This is a genomic window from Brucella anthropi ATCC 49188 (assembly GCF_000017405.1).
Classification (GTDB): Bacteria; Pseudomonadota; Alphaproteobacteria; order Rhizobiales; family Rhizobiaceae; genus Brucella; species Brucella anthropi.
Window position 1 is genome coordinate 955397 of record NC_009667.1, and the last position, 17399, is coordinate 972795.

Below are 17399 nucleotides of genomic sequence, written 5' to 3' on the forward strand. Positions count from 1 at the left end.
ATTCAAGAGCAGTGCTGAAAAGAGCAGATCATGAGTGAAACATTGAACCAGATTCGCTTTCGCATCGACGGTATGGATTGCGCATCCTGCGCAGCCAAGATCGATACTGCCGTGCGGCGCGTGCGCGGTATCGAGGATGTGTCCGTCTCTGTCACGGCAGGCACGATGACCGTCAGCCATGATGGAACAGGCGATCTCGACAAGATCGCAAGCAAGGTGCGCAGCCTCGGCTATGGTGTGGAGCCGATGGCTCCCGAAAAAACCGTCAAGGAAAAAGCTCTGGCGAAGCATGAGCATTCGCACGATCATTCTCACCACGACCACGACCACGACCACGACCACGACCACGACCACAGCGCGTGCGGCGGCCATCATGATCATCACGATCACGCCCATGAACACAATCATGAAGCCCACGACAAGGTTATTGCCGTAACGTCCAACAGTTTCCGCTTTCAGGTCGATGGCATGGATTGCGCATCCTGTGCGGCCAAGATCGATACTGCCGTACGGCGCCTGTCCGGCGTGACGGATGTGTCCGTTTCCGTGACCAATGGCGCAATGACCGTCAATCATGATGGAACGGCGAAGAGCGACGAAATCGCCGGCAAAGTGACGGCGCTGGGCTACAAGACTGCCCTTGCCAAAACCGTTGTCCCCGGTGCCGGTTCTGCACCAAAGGCGACCGGGCCGACAAAGCCACAGCCGTGGTGGCGTTCGAAAAAGGGTCAGATGATGCTGGCCTGTGGCGGCGGGCTGGTCGCGGCCTATATTGTCGGACATCTTTATCCGTCCATCGCGCTTTGGGCCTTCACGGCTGCGATGCTGATCGGTCTCGTGCCGATTGCCAAGCGTGCCTATATGGCGGCCATCAACGGCACGCCATTCTCCATCGAGATGCTGATGACGATTGCCGCCATCGGCGCAATGTTTATCGGCGCAACCGAGGAAGCAGCAGCCGTCGTTTTTCTGTTTCTGGTCGGTGAGCTTTTGGAAGGCGTTGCTGCAGGTAAGGCGCGTGCCAGCATTCAATCCCTGACTGCGCTGGTGCCGAAGACTGCCTTCCTTGAGAGAAATGGTGCGACCACGGAAGTTGCCGCCGACAGTCTGGCGGTCGGCGATGTGATTTCCGTGCGCCCCGGCGACCGTATGCCTGCGGATGGTGAAATCCTGACGGGCGAGAGCGCTGTCGATGAAGCGCCGGTTACTGGTGAAAGCACCCCGGTCGGGAAGGCCGAAGGCGACACGGTTTTTGCTGGCACGATCAATGGTGATGGTGTGTTGCGGGTCCGGGTCACGGCTGCCGCGCAGGACAATACCATCGCCCGGGTTGTGCGGCTGGTCGAGGAAGCGCAGGAAGCCAAGGCGCCGACCGAACGTTTCATCAATCGTTTCTCGACCTATTACACGCCGGGCGTTGTGGTTGTGGCGGCGCTCGTCGCCATTCTGCCGCCGCTTGTTGCGGGTGGTGACTGGAATGAATGGGTTTACAAGGGCCTTGCGATCCTTCTGATCGGTTGCCCCTGTGCGCTGGTCATTTCCACGCCTGCTGCAATTGCGGCGGCTCTGTCGTCAGGTGCCCGGCGCGGCCTTCTCATGAAGGGGGGCGCTGTGCTGGAAACCATCGGCAAGATCACGGCGGCCTGTTTCGACAAGACCGGCACGCTGACCGAGGGCAAGCCGAAGGTGACAGATGTTCTTGCAGGCGACTTGTCCGAGGATGAAGTGCTGCGTCTTGCCGCGTCTCTGGATGCGGGCTCAAGCCATCCGCTGGCGCTGGCGATTGTCGGTGCTGCAGAACAGCGCAGCCTGAAGCTGTCTGTCATCACGCAGGGCAAGGCCCATGGCGGCAAGGGTGTGTCTGGGGCGGTTGGCGAAATGGACCTGTTTCTGGGGTCGCGCCGCGCCGCCAATGATATTGCGGCCATTCCGGATGCACTGGCGAGCCGCATTGCTGCCTGCAACGACGAAGGCAAGACCGTTTCTGTCCTTGTCGCCAATGGCAAGATTGCCGGTGCAATCGCCATGCGTGATGAACCGCGCGCTGATGCCATTGCCGGTTTGCAGGAATTGAAAGCGGCCAATATTCGCACCGTCATGCTGACCGGTGACAATCGCCGCACGGCGGAAGCAATCGGACGCGATCTCGGGATCGAAGTGCGGGCCGAGCTTCTGCCGGAAGACAAGCAGCGTATTGTCGGCGAGTTGCGTAAAGAAGGTCTGATCGTCGCCAAGGTTGGTGACGGCATCAACGATGCGCCAGCCCTTGCTGCAGCCGATGTCGGCATCGCCATGGGTGGCGGCACGGATGTGGCGCTGGAAACGGCAGACGCTGCGGTTCTGCATGGCCGGGTTGGCGATGTGGCAGCGATGGTCGACCTTTCCAAGCGAACCATGCGCAATATCCATCAGAATATTACCATAGCGCTCGGATTGAAGGCTGTCTTTCTGGTGACCACCGTGCTGGGTATTACAGGCCTCTGGCCCGCAATTCTGGCCGATACCGGTGCCACCGTTCTTGTGACAATCAATGCGCTACGGCTTCTGAGGCAACCGGTGCGATAAAACAAAAGAACCGGCGAAACCGCCGGTTCGTGTCTCTTCCTTGGAGCCGTGTTACTCGCCGATCAGGACGCGGATGCGTTCACTATATTGCTTGCCGAAAGCAAGGTGTTCAGGATTAATGTCCTTCAACTCGTCCACCAGCTGCGGCTCGCTTTCGGCATCAGCTGCTGCAAGGCTGCTCATCAGGGCGAAATAGCCGAGAATATAATCGGACGGCGTGATGTTCTGGGCCTTGAGCACTTCCACGACCTGCGGGCGGGATTCGACGCTCTTCACCATCTTGTCGAAGGAAGGCGTGGCATCCTGTCCTTCCTCTTCCGTCGCTGAAAGTTCCATACCGCCCAGCTGTTCCTGCACTTTTTCCATGCGCGACAGGAAATCTTCGCTCAGCTTGAAATTGTTGATTTCGGCAGGCGTCTGTTTCGGCGCGACATCAAGCAGATCGTCGGCAAACGCGACGCCGGTGGAAACGGGCAGGGCGACAAGAGAAAGGCCAATGGGGAAAAGGCCGAGGAAAACGGCGCAGCCTGCAATCTTGAAACGGGAAAACACCGTCATTCTTCTATCCTCGAACTGTGGAACGATTCGCGCTCTCAAATAGCAATAGCATATGTCAGAACATATCCTTGCGCTTGCGGATTTCGGCAAACACGGCTTCGTCGGGTGCATCCTGCAGGCCGAGGCGGCTGCGAATGCCGGCATCATGCCAGCGCAGGAAGGGATTTGTCGCCATTTCCAGCGCGATGCTTGACGGCAATGTCATGCGATCGGCGGCACGAAGCCGTGCGATCTCGGCGGCGCGTTCCTTGAGTGCGGAATTGGCCGGGTCGATGGTGAGCGCAAAGCGGGCATTGCTTTCGGTATATTCATGGCCGCAATAAACCGCCGTGTCGCCGGGAAGCGCAACCAGCTTCTGCAATGACTGGAACATGGTGAGCGGCGTTCCCTCGAAAAGCCGTCCGCAGCCCAGTGCGAACAGCGTATCGCCCGTGAAGACGGCTTTCGCATCGGGAAGATAATAGGACACTTCGCCCGCCGTATGACCGGGTGTCGCGATGACTTTCACCCGGAAGAGACCGAAGGTGAATTCGTCTCCGTCCTTAACGGTCCGGTCGATACCGGGAATCTTTGTTTCTTCGGCCTTGGGGCCGATGATGCTGACCCCGTATTTCGCTTTCAACGCTTCGTTGCCCTCGACGTGGTCGAGATGGTGGTGCGTGGTGAAGATGAAATCGAGCGTCCAGCCGCGTCGCTTCAGCGCCGCTTCTATTGCCGCTGCATCGGGTGCATCGATGGATGCTGTCAGTGCACTTTGGGGATCGTGGATAAGGACGCCATAATTGTCGCTGCGGCAGATGAACTGTTCGATTTCAAGCCGTGGTGCGATGCTGTTCATGGCGTCCTTCCTTTTATTAGGATGCGGTCTTGTTGTCTTCCGTCAGTGAATGCTTCTGGATAAGCGGCATTTGTAAAAGCGTGAAGACAATGGTGATGGGCATAATGCCCCACACCTTGAACGATACCCAGGCATCGGTTGAGAAATTCCGCCAGACAACTTCGTTGACCACGGCGAGGAAAATGAAGAACAGACCCCAGCGCAGCGTCAGCTTTCGCCAGCCTTCGGCGTCGAGACGGAAGGCCGAATCAAACACATAGCCGAGCAGGGACTTGCCGAAGAAGAGGCCGCCGAGCAGGATTGCGCCGAACAGCGTGTTGACGATGGTGGGCTTCATCTTGATGAAGGTGTCGTTATGCAGCCAGAGCGTCAGCGCCCCGAACACCAATACGACGATGCCGGAGACAAGCGGCATGATGGGCAGGGTGCGCGTCATTGTCCATGAAATGGCGAGCGCGATTACGGTTGCGCCCATGAATAGCGCTGTTGCCAGAAAGATCGGTGCGCCAATGGACGCCAGTACCGGAAAACGCTCGATCAGCATTTCGCCGCGCGCATTGGCAAAGAAGAAGACAAGAAGCGGTCCCAGCTCAAGCGCCAGCTTGAGCAGCGGCGGGACTTCCCGGCGTTCGGCTTCGCTTTTTTGTGACGGATCGCGTTCGAAAACGGGATGCTCCATCAGGCAACTCCTGCGATGGCGCGGGCAAAATCCTTGGCCGCAAAGGGTTCCAGATCGTCGACACCTTCGCCGACGCCGATGAAATAGATCGGCAATTTATGCTTGGCCGAGATGGCGACAAGAATGCCGCCCCGTGCCGTGCCGTCAAGCTTGGTCATGACCAGACCGTTGACACCGGCAATATTCTTGAAGATTTCGACCTGATTAAGGGCATTCTGGCCGGTGGTGGCATCGAGTGTCTGCAAGACGGTATGCGGTGCTTCCGGATCATGCTTGCCCAGCACACGCACGATCTTTGCAAGCTCGTCCATCAGTTCGGCCTTGTTCTGCAACCGTCCTGCCGTATCGATGATGAGGACGTCGCTGCCCGCTTCCTTGGCCTTTTCCCATGCGTCATAGGCAAGCCCGGCCGCATCGGCGCCAAGCTTGGAGGAGACGACCGGCGAACCGGTGCGTTCGCCCCAGATATGCAACTGCTCGATGGCTGCGGCGCGGAATGTATCGCCTGCCGCCAGCATGACCTTGAGGCCGCCCGCGGTAAGCTTTGCGGCAAGCTTGCCGATGGTGGTGGTCTTGCCGGTGCCGTTGACGCCGACCACGAGGATCACATGCGGCTTGTGCGACAGGTCAAGCTCCAGCGGCTTTGCCACCGGGCCTAGAACCTTTTCGATCTCCGCGCCCATGATGGTGCGCACTTCCTCGCCCGTCACGTCCTTGCCGTAGCGACCTGACGCAAGCGCATCGGTCACGCGCATGGCGGTCTCAAGCCCGAGATCTGCCTGGATCAGTACGTCTTCGAGATCCTGCAGCGTGTCGTCATCGAGCTTGCGCTTGGTGAAAATGCCGCCAATGGATTCGCTCAATGAATTCGATGAACGGAGCAGGCCGCGACGCAGCCGCTCGAACCAGGACAGCTTTGGCTGAGGCGCTGCCTCAACCGGCGCTTCTTCCTTATGTTCCTCGACGGCCTTGGCGACTTTCACCTTCTTGGGCTTCACCGGCTCCGGCTGAGGTGTTGGTTCGACCGCTTCCTCTACTACAGGTGCATCAGGAGCTTTTGCAACTTCGGGCTGTTCGAGTTCGACAGCGGGTTCCGCCTCGGGCTCGACAACAGGCTCGACAACGGGTTCAATAGCCGGCTCTGGCGCAGGTGCTTCGACCGCGATTGGTTCCATCACCGGAGGCTGTTCAATCGGGATTTCGATCTCGGCAACCGGATGCTCCGGTTCAGTCTTTTCTTCCTCAACCGTTTCAGACGCAGGCTCTTCAATCGGCTCAGGCTCGCTGGCGATCACTGGCACTTCCGGTTCGGAAACGACCACTTCAACGACGGCTGTTTCGATTTCTTTGGGCGCTTCGACGGTTTCAGGAAGTTGCGTTTCTAAAGCCGTTTCCACGGCATCGGGAGCCGGTTGTTCGATCGGCTTTTCTTCGACCTCCTTCTTGCCGAAGGAGAACATTTTCTTGATGAAACCCATTGCCATGAAATCTGGTGCCCTTAAGCTTTAAGCCGCTTGCGGCTCTGCCTGACGGGTGAGGAGTTTTTCACCGTCATGGCCTGTCACGATACGTTCGATGATTTCGCCCGGTGCACCGCCGTCCACCGATGCCAGTGTAAAGCCTTCGGTGCGCGCAATACCTTCCTTCTCGACGAGAAGGCGCTGCAAGGTGCCATTCAGCGCGCCGAGGTGTTTTTCATAAGCGCGGTCGCCTTCCGCGCGCAGGCGTGCTGCACGTTCCTTGACGATTTCGCGCCGCACCTGCGGCATACGGGCGGCGGGGGTGCCTTCGCGTGCGCTGTAGGGGAAGACGTGCAGGTGGGACAGTCCGCATTCCTCGACGATCTTCAGCGAATTCCGGAACATGTCTTCGGTTTCGGTGGGGAAACCGGCGATGATGTCCGCGCCGAAGACGATGTCTGGACGCAGAGAACGCACCGTTTCGCAGAAGCGGATCGAATCGTCGCGTAAGTGGCGGCGCTTCATGCGCTTCAGGATCATGTCGTCGCCCGCCTGCAGCGACAGGTGCAAATGCGGCATCAGGCGCTTTTCATTGGCAATCGCATCCATCAGATCGTCATCGGCCTCGATGGAATCGATGGAGGAAAGACGCAGGCGCTGCAAATCCGGCACCTGGTTGAGAACAGTCTTCACCAGCTTGCCGAGACGCAGGCTTCCCGGAAGATCGGGACCGTAGGAGGTCATGTCCACGCCGGTCAGCACCACTTCGGCATAACCGTTGCCGACAAGGCGCTTGACCTGATCCACCACCGCGCCCATCGGAACGGAGCGGGAATTACCGCGACCATAGGGAATGATACAGAAGGTGCAGCGATGATCGCAGCCATTCTGCACCTGCACGAAAGCGCGCGCGCGACCTTCGATGGCATCAACCATATGGCTTGCGGTTTCGCGCACTTCCATAATGTCGTTGACGCGTACCTTTTCGAACTGGTTGACGCCAAAATCCGGCAGCATCCGGTAGGAATTGGATTTCAGTTTTTCCTCATTGCCAAGAATGAGGTCGACTTCGTCCATGGCGGCAAAATTGTCCGCTTCGGTCTGTGCGGCGCAGCCGGTGACGATGATGCGCGCTTCCGGGTTTTCACGGCGGGCCTTGCGGATCGCCTGACGCGCCTGTCGCACGGCTTCCGCCGTCACGGCGCATGTGTTGAAGATGATCGCGCCATCCTTCAATTCGCCAAGTCCGGCGGCATCGGCTTCGCGTTTCATCACCTCTGATTCATAGGTGTTGAGACGGCATCCGAATGTTACGACTTCCACCGACATCAGGCTGCACCCCTGTCAGTTGGCTTGTCATTCTGGGCGTCGCGGCTCCATTCGCCGGTTGCAGGATCGAAAGTGCCTGAAAATTCCCATTCGGCGGGGCCGGTCATCATGACATGATCGTCGTCGCGCCATTCGATCCTGAGCGGGCCACCGGGAACATTGACGGTGACTGTGCGCCCGGTGCGGCGCGTGCGCACTGCCGATACGGCGGCGGCGCAGGCGGCGGAACCACAGGCGCGGGTCAGACCTGCACCGCGCTCCCACGTGCGCAGATCAATTGTCTCGGGCGAGGTGACATGGGCTATGGAGATATTGGCGCGCTCCGGAAAGATCGGATGATGTTCCAGAAGAGGTCCGAATTTTTCCAGCTCATAGGACCAGACATCACGGTCGACCCAGAAGATTGCGTGCGGGTTGCCCATGGATGCAACCGACGGCGAATGCAGAACCGGCGCGTCGATGGGGCCGACCTGCAGTTCGATCATGCGCGTATCGCGAAATTCCTCGGCAAGCGGAATGTCCTGCCAATCGAAGCGCGGCTTGCCCATATCGACTGAAATCAGTCCGTCTTCGTGTTCGGTCGCCGTCAGTATTCCGGCGCGGGTCTCAAAAGTGAAGGCCTGCCGACCGGTCTCGGCGGCCAGCGCCTGAACGACGCAGCGTGTGCCGTTGCCGCAAGCCTGCGCTTCCGTGCCGTCGCAATTGATGATCGCAATATAGTTGTCGGTTCCCGCCGTGCGCGGATCGTGGATCGCCATGATCTGATCGAAGGCGGTTTCGCTGTCGCCTGCAAGACGGATCGCGGCTTCAGGCGTTATCCGGTCCGCGCGACCGCGCATGTCGGCAACGATGATCTGATTGCCGAGCCCGTTCATCTTGGCGAAGGCTGCCTTGGTGGCCATAACTATCGTGGTTCCGTTTTCCTGTGGCTTTGGTCGATAAAGCCTATGGGACAATTAGCGTCTATATGGCGGAAAAGCCCGCAAATTGCCAGTACCCGCGACAGATTGCGAAAAGTTGCGGCTCGGATGTTCGTGCAGGACAGGCGCCAATATCGGAGAAACTGTGGCCTTCCTGTCCCAGTTTCAAGATTATTAAGCGGTTTCAAGCATTCTTGAAGGGTTTGGGGGGCAAAAATGACAGGTGCCGGTGTTGCTTTTTTAACCATATAGCCATTTTATCGGTCCAATATTGTCACATTGCAGGGCTTCGGTAGGAAGTCCGGGGCATCCCCACCCCTGATGAGAAATGCGGAAATGGAGAACCAGATGGGAATTTCGAAAGCAAGTCTGCTCAGCCTCGCGGCGGCTGGCATTGTTCTGGCCGGGTGCCAGAGCTCCCGGTTCGGCAATCTTGATACGGTTTCGCCACCACCGCCACCGCCGCCCGTGAATGCGGCTCCAGCAGGCTCGGTGCAGAAGGGCAACCTTAATTCTCCTAATGCTTCGCAGTTCCCGACAGCTCCGACCACGGACCCGAATGCACAACCCGGCACACAGGTTGCAAGCCTGCCGCCGGCATCCGCGCCCGATCTGACGCCAGGCTCCGTCGCCGGTGTCTGGAACGCATCGCTTGGCGGCCAGAGCTGCAAGATCGCGACGCCGCAGACCAAGTATGGTCAGGGCTATCGCGCTGGTCCGCTGCGTTGCCCGGGCGAACTCGGCAATCTCGCTTCCTGGGCCGTCAACGGCAAGCAGCTCGTTCTCTATGATGCGAATGGCGGCACCGTCGCGTCGCTCTATTCTTCGGGACAGAGCCGCTTCGACGGACAGACTTCAGGCGGGCAGGCCGTGTCGCTTTCGCGCTAAGACATTCTTTCGCTTAAAGACAGGCGGATCATCGCGAGATGGTCCGCCGTTTTTGCAATTGAAAGGTTGAACGGAAGCAATCATGTCTTTCGACGGTAATCTGAAAGCCTTCCCCTCCGTCCGCGAACATTACGATGCGATGGTCGTGGCGGGTGATGTGGAAGCCGATCCTGCTCAACTCGAACTCACCGTCCGTTATGACCGGCTGATCGAGGAAATCTGCACCAAACGCCTGTCACGCAAGTCGAGCGCGCTCGGCTGGCTGTTCGGCAAGCGCAAGGAGGCAACGAGCGTCATCAAGGGGCTTTACGTGCACGGCGAGGTCGGGCGTGGCAAGACCATGCTGATGGACATGTTCTTTTCGCTTTTGCCCGTCGAGCGTAAACGTCGCGCGCATTTCAATGATTTTATGGCCGATGTGCACGAGCGCATCTATGCGCATCGTCAGGCGTTGAAGCGTGGCGAGACCAAGCAGGACGATCCGATCCCGCCGGTCGCCGATGCCTTGAGCCAACAGGCGTGGGTGCTGTGTTTCGACGAGTTCACCGTGACGGATATTGCCGATGCGATGATCCTGTCGCGCCTGTTCAGTGCCTTGTTCGCGCGTGGAGTGGTGTTGGTGGCGACGTCCAACGTTGCGCCGGACAATCTTTATCGCGACGGACTGAACCGGCAGCTTTTCCTGCCCTTCATCGATATTCTCAAGCAGCATGTCGATGTGATCAATCTCGATTCGCGCACCGATTACCGCCTCGAAAAGCTCGACCGCCAGCCGGTCTATCTGTCACCGCTGGGTTCTGAGACGACCAAGCGCATGGAGGCGGCCTGGGTGGCGCAAAAGGACGGTGCGCATGAAAAGCCGGATGTCATCCGCATCAAGGGGCGCGACATCGAGGTCGCCCGTGCCGTGCATGGTGCGGCGCGCTTCACTTTCGATGCGCTCTGTTCGAAGCCGCTTGGTGCCTCGGACTATATCGCCATCGTGAAGCACTATCCGACCTTGTTCATCGATGATGTTCCGGTGTTGGACTATTCACGCCGCAACGAGGCCAAGCGCTTCATTCTGCTGGTCGACGTACTCTACGATCACCACGCGCGGGTGTTCATTTCGGCTGAAGCCCAACCGGAAAAGCTTTATCTCGCCAGCAAGGGCACGGAGGCCTTCGAGTTCGATCGTACCGCTTCCCGTCTTTTCGAGATGCAGAGCGCGGACTATCTGGCGGAGCCACCCGGCAAGGCCGGTTGAAGTCGACCCTTCCCGCTATCATCATCAGACTGCCCCATCATCAGACTGCCACAGACTGGACTTATAAGCCCGGTGGGCTATGTTGCTCACGCAATTCATGCGGAAGGCGGTGGCGCGTTCGTGCCGGACTTCTGATACGGCATCAGTTTTAAATCGGGGCCGGTTTTGAACAGGTGCACAACGTTGTTGGAATTGGCAGCTTGCCAGTCGCTCCTTCACCGCTTCGCCGGGGATGGTTCGCGGCGGTAGGAGAGGGTGGTTTTGCCTTGATATTGACAAATTATCTTACGTTTACGTAAGAACCATTAATTCTAACCGATTGAAAACATTAGTCGCAAAATAATGAGTTGAGTTTATCGCCAAAGAGTCCTATCTCGCAGTTCCAACGCTTGAGCGTTTCCGGCGAGGATTCCGGATGGCTTGATGCGTCTCTGGATCAAAAGTGAGGAAAGAAACAATCATGGCACGCAACAAGATTGCCCTCATCGGCTCCGGCATGATCGGCGGCACGCTCGCCCATCTGGCTGGTCTGAAGGAACTCGGCGACGTCGTCCTTTTCGACATTGCGGAAGGCATCCCGCAGGGTAAGGGACTGGATATCGCCGAATCTTCTCCGGTTGACGGTTTTGATGCGAAATACACCGGCGCCAACGACTACGCAGCAATTGAAGGCGCAGACGTTGTCATCGTGACCGCAGGCGTGCCGCGCAAGCCGGGCATGAGCCGCGACGACCTTCTGGGCATCAACCTCAAGGTGATGGAACAGGTTGGCGCAGGTATCAAGAAATACGCCCCTGAAGCTTTCGTCATCTGCATCACCAACCCGCTGGACGCCATGGTCTGGGCGCTGCAGAAGTTCTCCGGTCTTCCGGCGCACAAGGTTGTCGGCATGGCTGGCGTTCTCGACAGCGCCCGCTTCCGTTATTTCCTCTCGGAAGAGTTCAACGTTTCGGTTGAAGACGTCACGGCATTCGTGCTGGGCGGCCACGGCGACAGCATGGTTCCGCTGGCCCGTTACTCGACCGTTGCCGGTATCCCGCTCCCTGATCTCGTCAAGATGGGCTGGACCAGCCAGGACAAGCTCGACAAGATCATCCAGCGCACCCGTGACGGCGGCGCGGAAATCGTCGGCCTGCTCAAGACCGGCTCGGCTTTCTACGCTCCGGCTGCATCGGCCATCCAGATGGCTGAATCCTACCTCAAGGACAAGAAGCGCGTCCTGCCGGTTGCTGCCCAGCTTACGGGCCAGTACGGCGTCAAGGACATGTATGTCGGCGTGCCGACCGTGATCGGTGCCAATGGCGTCGAGCGCATCATTGAAATTGATCTCGACAAGAACGAAAAGGCTGAATTCGACAAGTCGGTGGCTTCGGTCGCCGGTCTTTGCGAAGCCTGCATCGGCATCGCTCCGTCGCTGAAGTAAAATTCCAGACAAGGCCGGGTTGTCGCATTTGTGCGGCTCCGGCCTTTTCCGGCTGTCAATTATCGGTCGAAGATTCGGGCCGTACCGGCTCGCTGAATCGGTCGGGAATCCGTAGAGGACAACCAGATGAATATTCACGAATACCAGGCCAAGCGCCTGCTTCACACCTACGGCGCACCGATCGCCAATGGTGTGGCTGTCTATTCCGTCGAACAGGCGGAAGAATGGGCAAAGACGCTTCCCGGACCGCTTTATGTCGTCAAGAGCCAGATCCATGCTGGTGGACGCGGCAAGGGCAAGTTCAAGGAACTGCCAGCCGATGCAAAGGGCGGCGTGCGCCTCGCCAAGTCGGTTGAGGAAGTGGTTGCCAATGCGAAGGAAATGCTCGGCAACACGCTTGTCACCAAGCAGACCGGCCCTGCCGGCAAGCAGGTCAACCGTCTTTACATCGAAGACGGCGCCGACATCGATCGCGAGCTTTATCTCTCGATCCTGATCGACCGCACCGTTGGTCGTCCGGCTTTTGTCGTTTCGACCGAAGGCGGCATGGACATCGAAGCCGTTGCCGAAGAAACCCCTGAAAAGATCGTGACTGTCGCCATCGATCCGGCCAAGGGCGTAACGGACGAAGACGCCAGCAAGCTCGCCGACGCGCTGAAGCTTGAAGGTCAGGCTCGTGAAGACGGCGTCAAGCTGTTCCCGATCCTCTACAAGGCGTTCACCGAAAAGGACATGAGCCTTCTCGAGATCAACCCGCTGATCGTCATGACCGATGGCCGCGTGCGCGTTCTCGACGCCAAGGTATCGTTCGACGGCAATGCGCTGTTCCGTCATCCTGACATTCAGGAACTGCGCGATCTGTCGGAAGAAGACGAAAAAGAGATCGAAGCTTCCAAGTACGATCTCGCTTACGTCGCTCTCGACGGCAATATCGGCTGCATGGTCAACGGCGCAGGCCTTGCCATGGCGACGATGGACATCATCAAGCTCTACGGTGCAGAACCTGCCAACTTCCTCGACGTTGGTGGCGGCGCTTCCAAGGAGAAGGTGACGGCTGCGTTCAAGATCATCACCGCTGATCCGGCTGTCCAGGGCATTCTGGTCAACATCTTCGGTGGCATCATGAAGTGCGACGTCATTGCCGAAGGCGTGATCGCCGCGGTCAAGGAAGTCGGCCTCAAGGTTCCTCTGGTTGTCCGTCTCGAAGGCACCAATGTCGAACTCGGCAAGAAGATCATCAACGAGAGCGGCCTGAACGTCATTTCGGCCGACGATCTCGACGATGCGGCGCAGAAGATCGTCGCTGCAGTGAAGGGGAATTAAGGCATGTCCATTCTCGTCAACAAGGACACCAAGGTTCTCGTACAGGGCCTGACCGGCAAGACCGGCACCTTCCACACCGAACAGGCGCTTGCCTACTACGGCACGCAGATGGTCGGCGGTATCCATCCGAAGAAGGGTGGCGAAACCTGGGAAGGCCAGAAGGGCGAAAAGCTTCCGATCTTCGCAACCGTTGCCGAAGCCAAGGAACGCACAGGTGCAGACGCATCGGTGATCTACGTTCCGCCAGCAGGTGCTGCCGATGCCATCATCGAAGCCATCGAAGCTGAAATCCCGTTCATCGTCTGCATCACCGAAGGCATTCCGGTCATGGACATGGTTCGCGTCAAGGAGCGTCTGGAACGCTCGAAGTCGCGACTGCTCGGACCGAACTGCCCGGGCATCCTGACCCCTGAAGAATGCAAGATCGGCATCATGCCGGGCAATATCTTCAAGAAGGGTTCGGTGGGTGTTGTTTCCCGCTCCGGCACGCTTACCTATGAAGCAGTGTTCCAGACCTCGAACGAAGGCCTCGGCCAGACCACCGCTGTCGGTATCGGCGGCGATCCGGTCAAGGGCACCGAGTTCATCGACGTGCTGGAAATGTTCCTGGCCGACGACGAAACCAAGTCGATCGTCATGATCGGTGAAATCGGCGGTTCGGCTGAAGAAGATGCGGCTCAGTTCCTCAAGGACGAAGCCAAGCGCGGTCGCAAGAAGCCGATGGTCGGCTTCATCGCTGGCCGTACGGCTCCTGCCGGACGCACCATGGGCCATGCTGGCGCCGTGATCTCCGGCGGCAAGGGCGGCGCGGAAGACAAGATTGCTGCCATGGAATCGGCCGGCATTCGCGTGTCGCCGTCGCCGGCGCAGCTCGGCAAGACGCTGGTCGAAGTCCTCAAGGGCTGAGATCGCGTATCGGTCTGAATATCCCGGCGGCGGCGAAAGCCGCTGCCGGGTTTAGCATACAACGGGTCATGTGATCCGGATTAGAGGGACGGATATCCGTTCCGACGCGTAGAGTTTAGTCATGCCGGGGTCTGTAGCGGTTCCTCCCCGGCGGCGTGAGGGATGAAGTTTCGAACTTCCGGCCCGCGCAAGATGAGCCACTGACAAGGAGACGGAGCGCTGCTCCGGATAGGCTATGGCAAGGCAAGAACAAGCCAACGACGTTTTCGCCCTTACCTCATTCCTCTATGGCGGCAATGCCGACTATATTGAGGAGCTGTACGCCAAGTATGAGGACGATCCGAATTCGGTCGATCCGCAGTGGCGCGATTTCTTCGCGAAGCTGGGCGACAATGCCGACGATGTGAAGAAAAACGCTGAAGGCGCGTCCTGGACCAGGAAGAACTGGCCGATTGCAGCCAATGGCGAACTGATTTCCGCGCTCGATGGCAACTGGGCTGAAGTTGAAAAGCACGTCACCGACAAGCTGAAAGGTAAGGCTGCAAAGGGCGAAGCGAAGGGTGCTACCGGCGCGGCTCTTACCAGCGAAGAGATCACGCAGGCTGCACGCGACAGCGTTCGCGCCATCATGATGATCCGCGCCTACCGCATGCGTGGCCATCTGCACGCCAATCTCGATCCGCTCGGTCTCTCCGAAAAGCCGAACGACTATAATGAGCTGGAGCCGGAAAACTACGGTTTCACGCCTGCCGACTACAACCGCAAGATCTTTATCGACAACGTGCTCGGCCTCGAATATGCGACCGTGCCGGAAATGCTCGACATTCTGAAGCGTACCTACTGTGGCACGATCGGCGTCGAATTCATGCATATCTCCGATCCGGCTGAAAAAGCCTGGATTCAGGAACGCATCGAAGGTCCGGATAAAAAGGTTGCTTTCACGCCGGAAGGCAAGAAGGCCATCCTGTCGAAGCTGATCGAAGCGGAAGGCTTCGAGCAGTTCATCGACGTCAAATACAAGGGCACCAAGCGTTTCGGCCTCGATGGTGGTGAATCGCTGATCCCGGCCCTTGAGCAGATCGTCAAGCGCGGCGGCGCCATGGGTGTCAAGGAAATCATCTTCGGCATGGCCCATCGTGGCCGTCTGAACGTGCTTAGCCAGGTCATGGGCAAGCCGCATCGCGCTATCTTCCACGAATTCAAGGGCGGCTCCTATGCGCCGGACGACGTGGAAGGCTCGGGCGACGTGAAGTACCATCTGGGCGCTTCGTCGGACCGTGAATTCGACGGCAACAAGGTCCACCTGTCGCTGACCGCCAACCCGTCGCACCTCGAAATCGTCAACCCCGTCGTGATGGGCAAGGCCCGTGCCAAGCAGGACCTGCTGGCTGGTCGCACCCGTGACGACATGGTTCCGCTTGCAACGCGCGCCAAGGTTTTGCCGCTGCTCCTGCATGGCGATGCTGCCTTTGCCGGTCAGGGTGTTGTGGCCGAGTGCCTTGGCCTTTCGGGCCTGAAGGGGCACCGCGTCGCCGGTACGCTGCATTTCATCATCAACAACCAGATCGGTTTCACCACCAATCCGGCCTTCTCGCGTTCGTCGCCTTATCCGTCGGATGTTGCGAAGATGATCGAAGCGCCGATCTTCCACGTCAATGGCGACGATCCGGAAGCCGTGGTGTTCGCTGCCAAGGTTGCGACCGAATTCCGCATGACCTTCCACAAGCCGGTGGTCATCGACATGTTCTGCTATCGCCGCTTCGGTCACAACGAAGGCGACGAGCCGTCCTTCACCCAGCCGTTGATGTACAAGGCGATCCGTGCACACAAGACCACGGTTCAGCTCTACAGCGACAAGCTGATTGCTGAAGGCCTGATCAAGCAGGAAGAAATCGACCAGATGAAAGCGCAGTGGCGCGAAAATCTGGAAACCGAATTCGACGCCGGACAGAGCTACAAGCCAAACAAGGCCGACTGGCTGGACGGCGCTTGGGCTGGCCTGCGCACCGCCGACAATGCCGACGAACAGCGTCGCGGCAAGACCGCCGTACCGATGAAGACGCTCAAGGAAATCGGCAAGAAGCTGGTTGAAGTACCGAAGGACTTCCACGTCCATCGCACGATCCAGCGCTTCCTCGACAACCGTGCCAAGATGATGGAAACGGGCGAAGGGATCGATTGGGCGACGGCTGAATCGCTGGCATTCGGCTCGCTGGTTGCTGAAGGCAGCCCGATCCGCCTGTCCGGTCAGGACGTCGAACGCGGCACCTTCTCGCAGCGTCACACGGTTCTCTACGATCAGGAAACCCAGAACCGTTACATCCCGCTCAACAATATCCAGAAGGGTCAGGCGATCTACGAGGCCATCAACTCGATGCTCTCGGAAGAAGCAGTGCTGGGCTACGAATACGGCTATTCGCTGTCCGACCCGCGCGCTCTGGTTCTGTGGGAAGCCCAGTTCGGCGATTTCGCCAATGGTGCACAGGTCGTGTTCGACCAGTTCATCTCGTCGGGCGAACGCAAGTGGCTGCGCATGTCCGGTCTCGTCTGCCTTCTGCCGCACGGCTATGAAGGTCAGGGTCCGGAACACTCCTCGGCTCGTCTGGAACGCTGGTTGCAGATGTGTGCGGAAGACAACATGCAGGTGGCCAACGTTACGACGCCGGCTAACTACTTCCATATTCTGCGCCGCCAGATGAAGCGCGACTTCCGCAAGCCGCTCATCATGATGACGCCGAAGTCGCTGCTGCGTCACAAGCGTGCAGTTTCGACCCTCAACGAACTGTCGGGCGAATCCTCGTTCCACCGTCTGCTGTGGGACGATGCGCAGTACAACAAGGACGAAGGCATCAAGCTCCAGAAGGATGCAAAGATCCGTCGCGTCGTTCTCTGCTCGGGCAAGGTCTATTACGACCTTTACGAAGAGCGTGAAAAGCGTGGCATCGATGACGTCTACCTGCTGCGTGTCGAACAGCTTTATCCGTTTCCGGCCAAGGCACTCATCAATGAGCTGTCACGCTTCCGCCATGCGGAAATGGTCTGGTGTCAGGAAGAGCCGAAGAACATGGGCGCATGGTCGTTCATCGACCCGTATCTGGAATGGGTGCTGGCTCATATCGACGCCAAGCATCAGCGCGTGCGCTATGCAGGCCGTCCGGCGGCAGCATCGCCTGCAACGGGTCTGATGTCGAAGCATCTTGCGCAGCTCGCCGCTTTCCTTGAGGATGCGCTCGGTAACTGATCCGGGTTAGAGTTCTGGAGCAG

13 protein-coding genes are annotated in these 17399 nt (G+C 58.5%); 7 read left to right on the forward strand and 6 right to left on the reverse strand.

All coding sequences use genetic code 11. The features are described 5' to 3' along the window. Window positions 1-30: 30 nt before the first annotated feature. Complete coding sequence (locus OANT_RS04770; protein ID WP_012091122.1) at window positions 31-2565, forward strand: heavy metal translocating P-type ATPase; 2535 nt, start codon at window positions 31-33, stop codon at window positions 2563-2565. Between the two features lie 51 nt (window positions 2566-2616). On the opposite strand, the gene OANT_RS04775 is transcribed toward OANT_RS04770, so the two are convergent. Genes OANT_RS04775 through dapF form a run of 6 tightly spaced genes read right to left on the reverse strand, consistent with a single transcriptional unit; the run spans window position 2617 to window position 8331 of the window. Beyond that, entirely contained in the window at window positions 2617-3123 is a 507-nt protein-coding gene (locus OANT_RS04775; RefSeq protein ID WP_012091123.1) for a hypothetical protein, read from the reverse strand. Window positions 3124-3178: 55 nt separating this feature from the next. Beyond that, a complete protein-coding gene (gloB, locus tag OANT_RS04780) occupies window positions 3179-3961 on the reverse strand; it encodes a hydroxyacylglutathione hydrolase (RefSeq protein WP_012091124.1) in 783 nt (260 codons plus the stop codon). A 16-nt stretch (window positions 3962-3977) separates the two neighbouring features. Then, window positions 3978-4640 (reverse strand): septation protein A, encoded by a 663-nt coding sequence (locus tag OANT_RS04785; protein WP_012091125.1) that lies wholly within the window; start codon window positions 4638-4640, stop codon window positions 3978-3980. Continuing rightward, window positions 4640-6124 carry a signal recognition particle-docking protein FtsY gene (gene ftsY / locus OANT_RS04790; RefSeq protein ID WP_012091126.1) on the reverse strand — a complete coding sequence of 495 codons (1485 nt, stop codon included), beginning with the start codon at window positions 6122-6124 and terminating at the stop codon, window positions 4640-4642. The genes OANT_RS04785 and ftsY overlap by 1 nt, the downstream gene beginning before the upstream one ends. Window positions 6125-6145: 21 nt before the next feature. Then, window positions 6146-7429 (reverse strand): tRNA (N(6)-L-threonylcarbamoyladenosine(37)-C(2))-methylthiotransferase MtaB, encoded by a 1284-nt coding sequence (gene mtaB / locus OANT_RS04795; RefSeq protein WP_012091127.1) that lies wholly within the window; start codon window positions 7427-7429, stop codon window positions 6146-6148. After that, on the reverse strand, window positions 7429-8331 hold the full coding sequence (dapF, locus tag OANT_RS04800; RefSeq protein ID WP_012091128.1) for a diaminopimelate epimerase: 903 nt from the start codon (window positions 8329-8331) through the stop codon (window positions 7429-7431). Before dapF ends, mtaB begins: the two co-directional genes overlap by 1 nt. A gap of 366 nt (window positions 8332-8697) precedes the next feature. Here dapF and OANT_RS04805 point away from each other — a divergent pair, with 366 nt between their 5' ends. From OANT_RS04805 to OANT_RS04830, 6 genes are all read left to right on the forward strand, one after another. After that, the gene (locus OANT_RS04805) at window positions 8698-9237 is read left to right on the forward strand and encodes a protease inhibitor Inh/omp19 family protein (RefSeq protein WP_010657597.1); all 540 of its coding nucleotides are present in this window, start codon (window positions 8698-8700) and stop codon (window positions 9235-9237) included. 82 nt (window positions 9238-9319) lie between these two features. Continuing rightward, on the forward strand, window positions 9320-10483 hold the full coding sequence (zapE, locus tag OANT_RS04810) for a cell division protein ZapE (RefSeq protein WP_012091129.1): 1164 nt from the start codon (window positions 9320-9322) through the stop codon (window positions 10481-10483). A gap of 460 nt (window positions 10484-10943) precedes the next feature. Next, window positions 10944-11906: a malate dehydrogenase gene (gene mdh / locus OANT_RS04815; RefSeq protein WP_010657595.1), complete on the forward strand. Its 963-nt coding sequence runs from the start codon at window positions 10944-10946 to the stop codon at window positions 11904-11906. A gap of 126 nt (window positions 11907-12032) precedes the next feature. Continuing rightward, complete coding sequence (gene sucC / locus OANT_RS04820) at window positions 12033-13229, forward strand: ADP-forming succinate--CoA ligase subunit beta (RefSeq protein ID WP_010657594.1); 1197 nt, start codon at window positions 12033-12035, stop codon at window positions 13227-13229. A 3-nt stretch (window positions 13230-13232) separates the two neighbouring features. Continuing rightward, window positions 13233-14135, forward strand: a complete 903-nt coding sequence (gene sucD / locus OANT_RS04825; RefSeq protein WP_010657593.1) for a succinate--CoA ligase subunit alpha — start codon at window positions 13233-13235, stop codon at window positions 14133-14135. Window positions 14136-14370: 235 nt separating this feature from the next. Continuing rightward, window positions 14371-17376, forward strand: a complete 3006-nt coding sequence (locus OANT_RS04830; protein WP_010657592.1) for a 2-oxoglutarate dehydrogenase E1 component — start codon at window positions 14371-14373, stop codon at window positions 17374-17376. Window positions 17377-17399: the final 23 nt, after the last annotated feature.

Bases quoted from the DNA above. Each gene is read 5' to 3' on its own strand.
- OANT_RS04805 (WP_010657597.1), top strand. From the start codon at position 8,698: ATGGGAATTTCGAAAGCAAGTCTGCTCAGCCTCGCGGCGGCTGGCATT.
- OANT_RS04775 (WP_012091123.1), bottom strand. From the start codon at position 3,123: ATGACGGTGTTTTCCCGTTTCAAGATTGCAGGCTGCGCCGTTTTCCTC.
- mtaB (WP_012091127.1), bottom strand. From the start codon at position 7,429: ATGTCGGTGGAAGTCGTAACATTCGGATGCCGTCTCAACACCTATGAA.
- OANT_RS04770 (WP_012091122.1), top strand. From the start codon at position 31: ATGAGTGAAACATTGAACCAGATTCGCTTTCGCATCGACGGTATGGAT.
- ftsY (WP_012091126.1), bottom strand. From the start codon at position 6,124: ATGGCAATGGGTTTCATCAAGAAAATGTTCTCCTTCGGCAAGAAGGAG.
- gloB (WP_012091124.1), bottom strand. From the start codon at position 3,961: ATGAACAGCATCGCACCACGGCTTGAAATCGAACAGTTCATCTGCCGC.
- sucD (WP_010657593.1), top strand. From the start codon at position 13,233: ATGTCCATTCTCGTCAACAAGGACACCAAGGTTCTCGTACAGGGCCTG.
- OANT_RS04785 (WP_012091125.1), bottom strand. From the start codon at position 4,640: ATGGAGCATCCCGTTTTCGAACGCGATCCGTCACAAAAAAGCGAAGCC.
- mdh (WP_010657595.1), top strand. From the start codon at position 10,944: ATGGCACGCAACAAGATTGCCCTCATCGGCTCCGGCATGATCGGCGGC.
- zapE (WP_012091129.1), top strand. From the start codon at position 9,320: ATGTCTTTCGACGGTAATCTGAAAGCCTTCCCCTCCGTCCGCGAACAT.
- sucC (WP_010657594.1), top strand. From the start codon at position 12,033: ATGAATATTCACGAATACCAGGCCAAGCGCCTGCTTCACACCTACGGC.
- OANT_RS04830 (WP_010657592.1), top strand. From the start codon at position 14,371: ATGGCAAGGCAAGAACAAGCCAACGACGTTTTCGCCCTTACCTCATTC.
- dapF (WP_012091128.1), bottom strand. From the start codon at position 8,331: ATGGCCACCAAGGCAGCCTTCGCCAAGATGAACGGGCTCGGCAATCAG.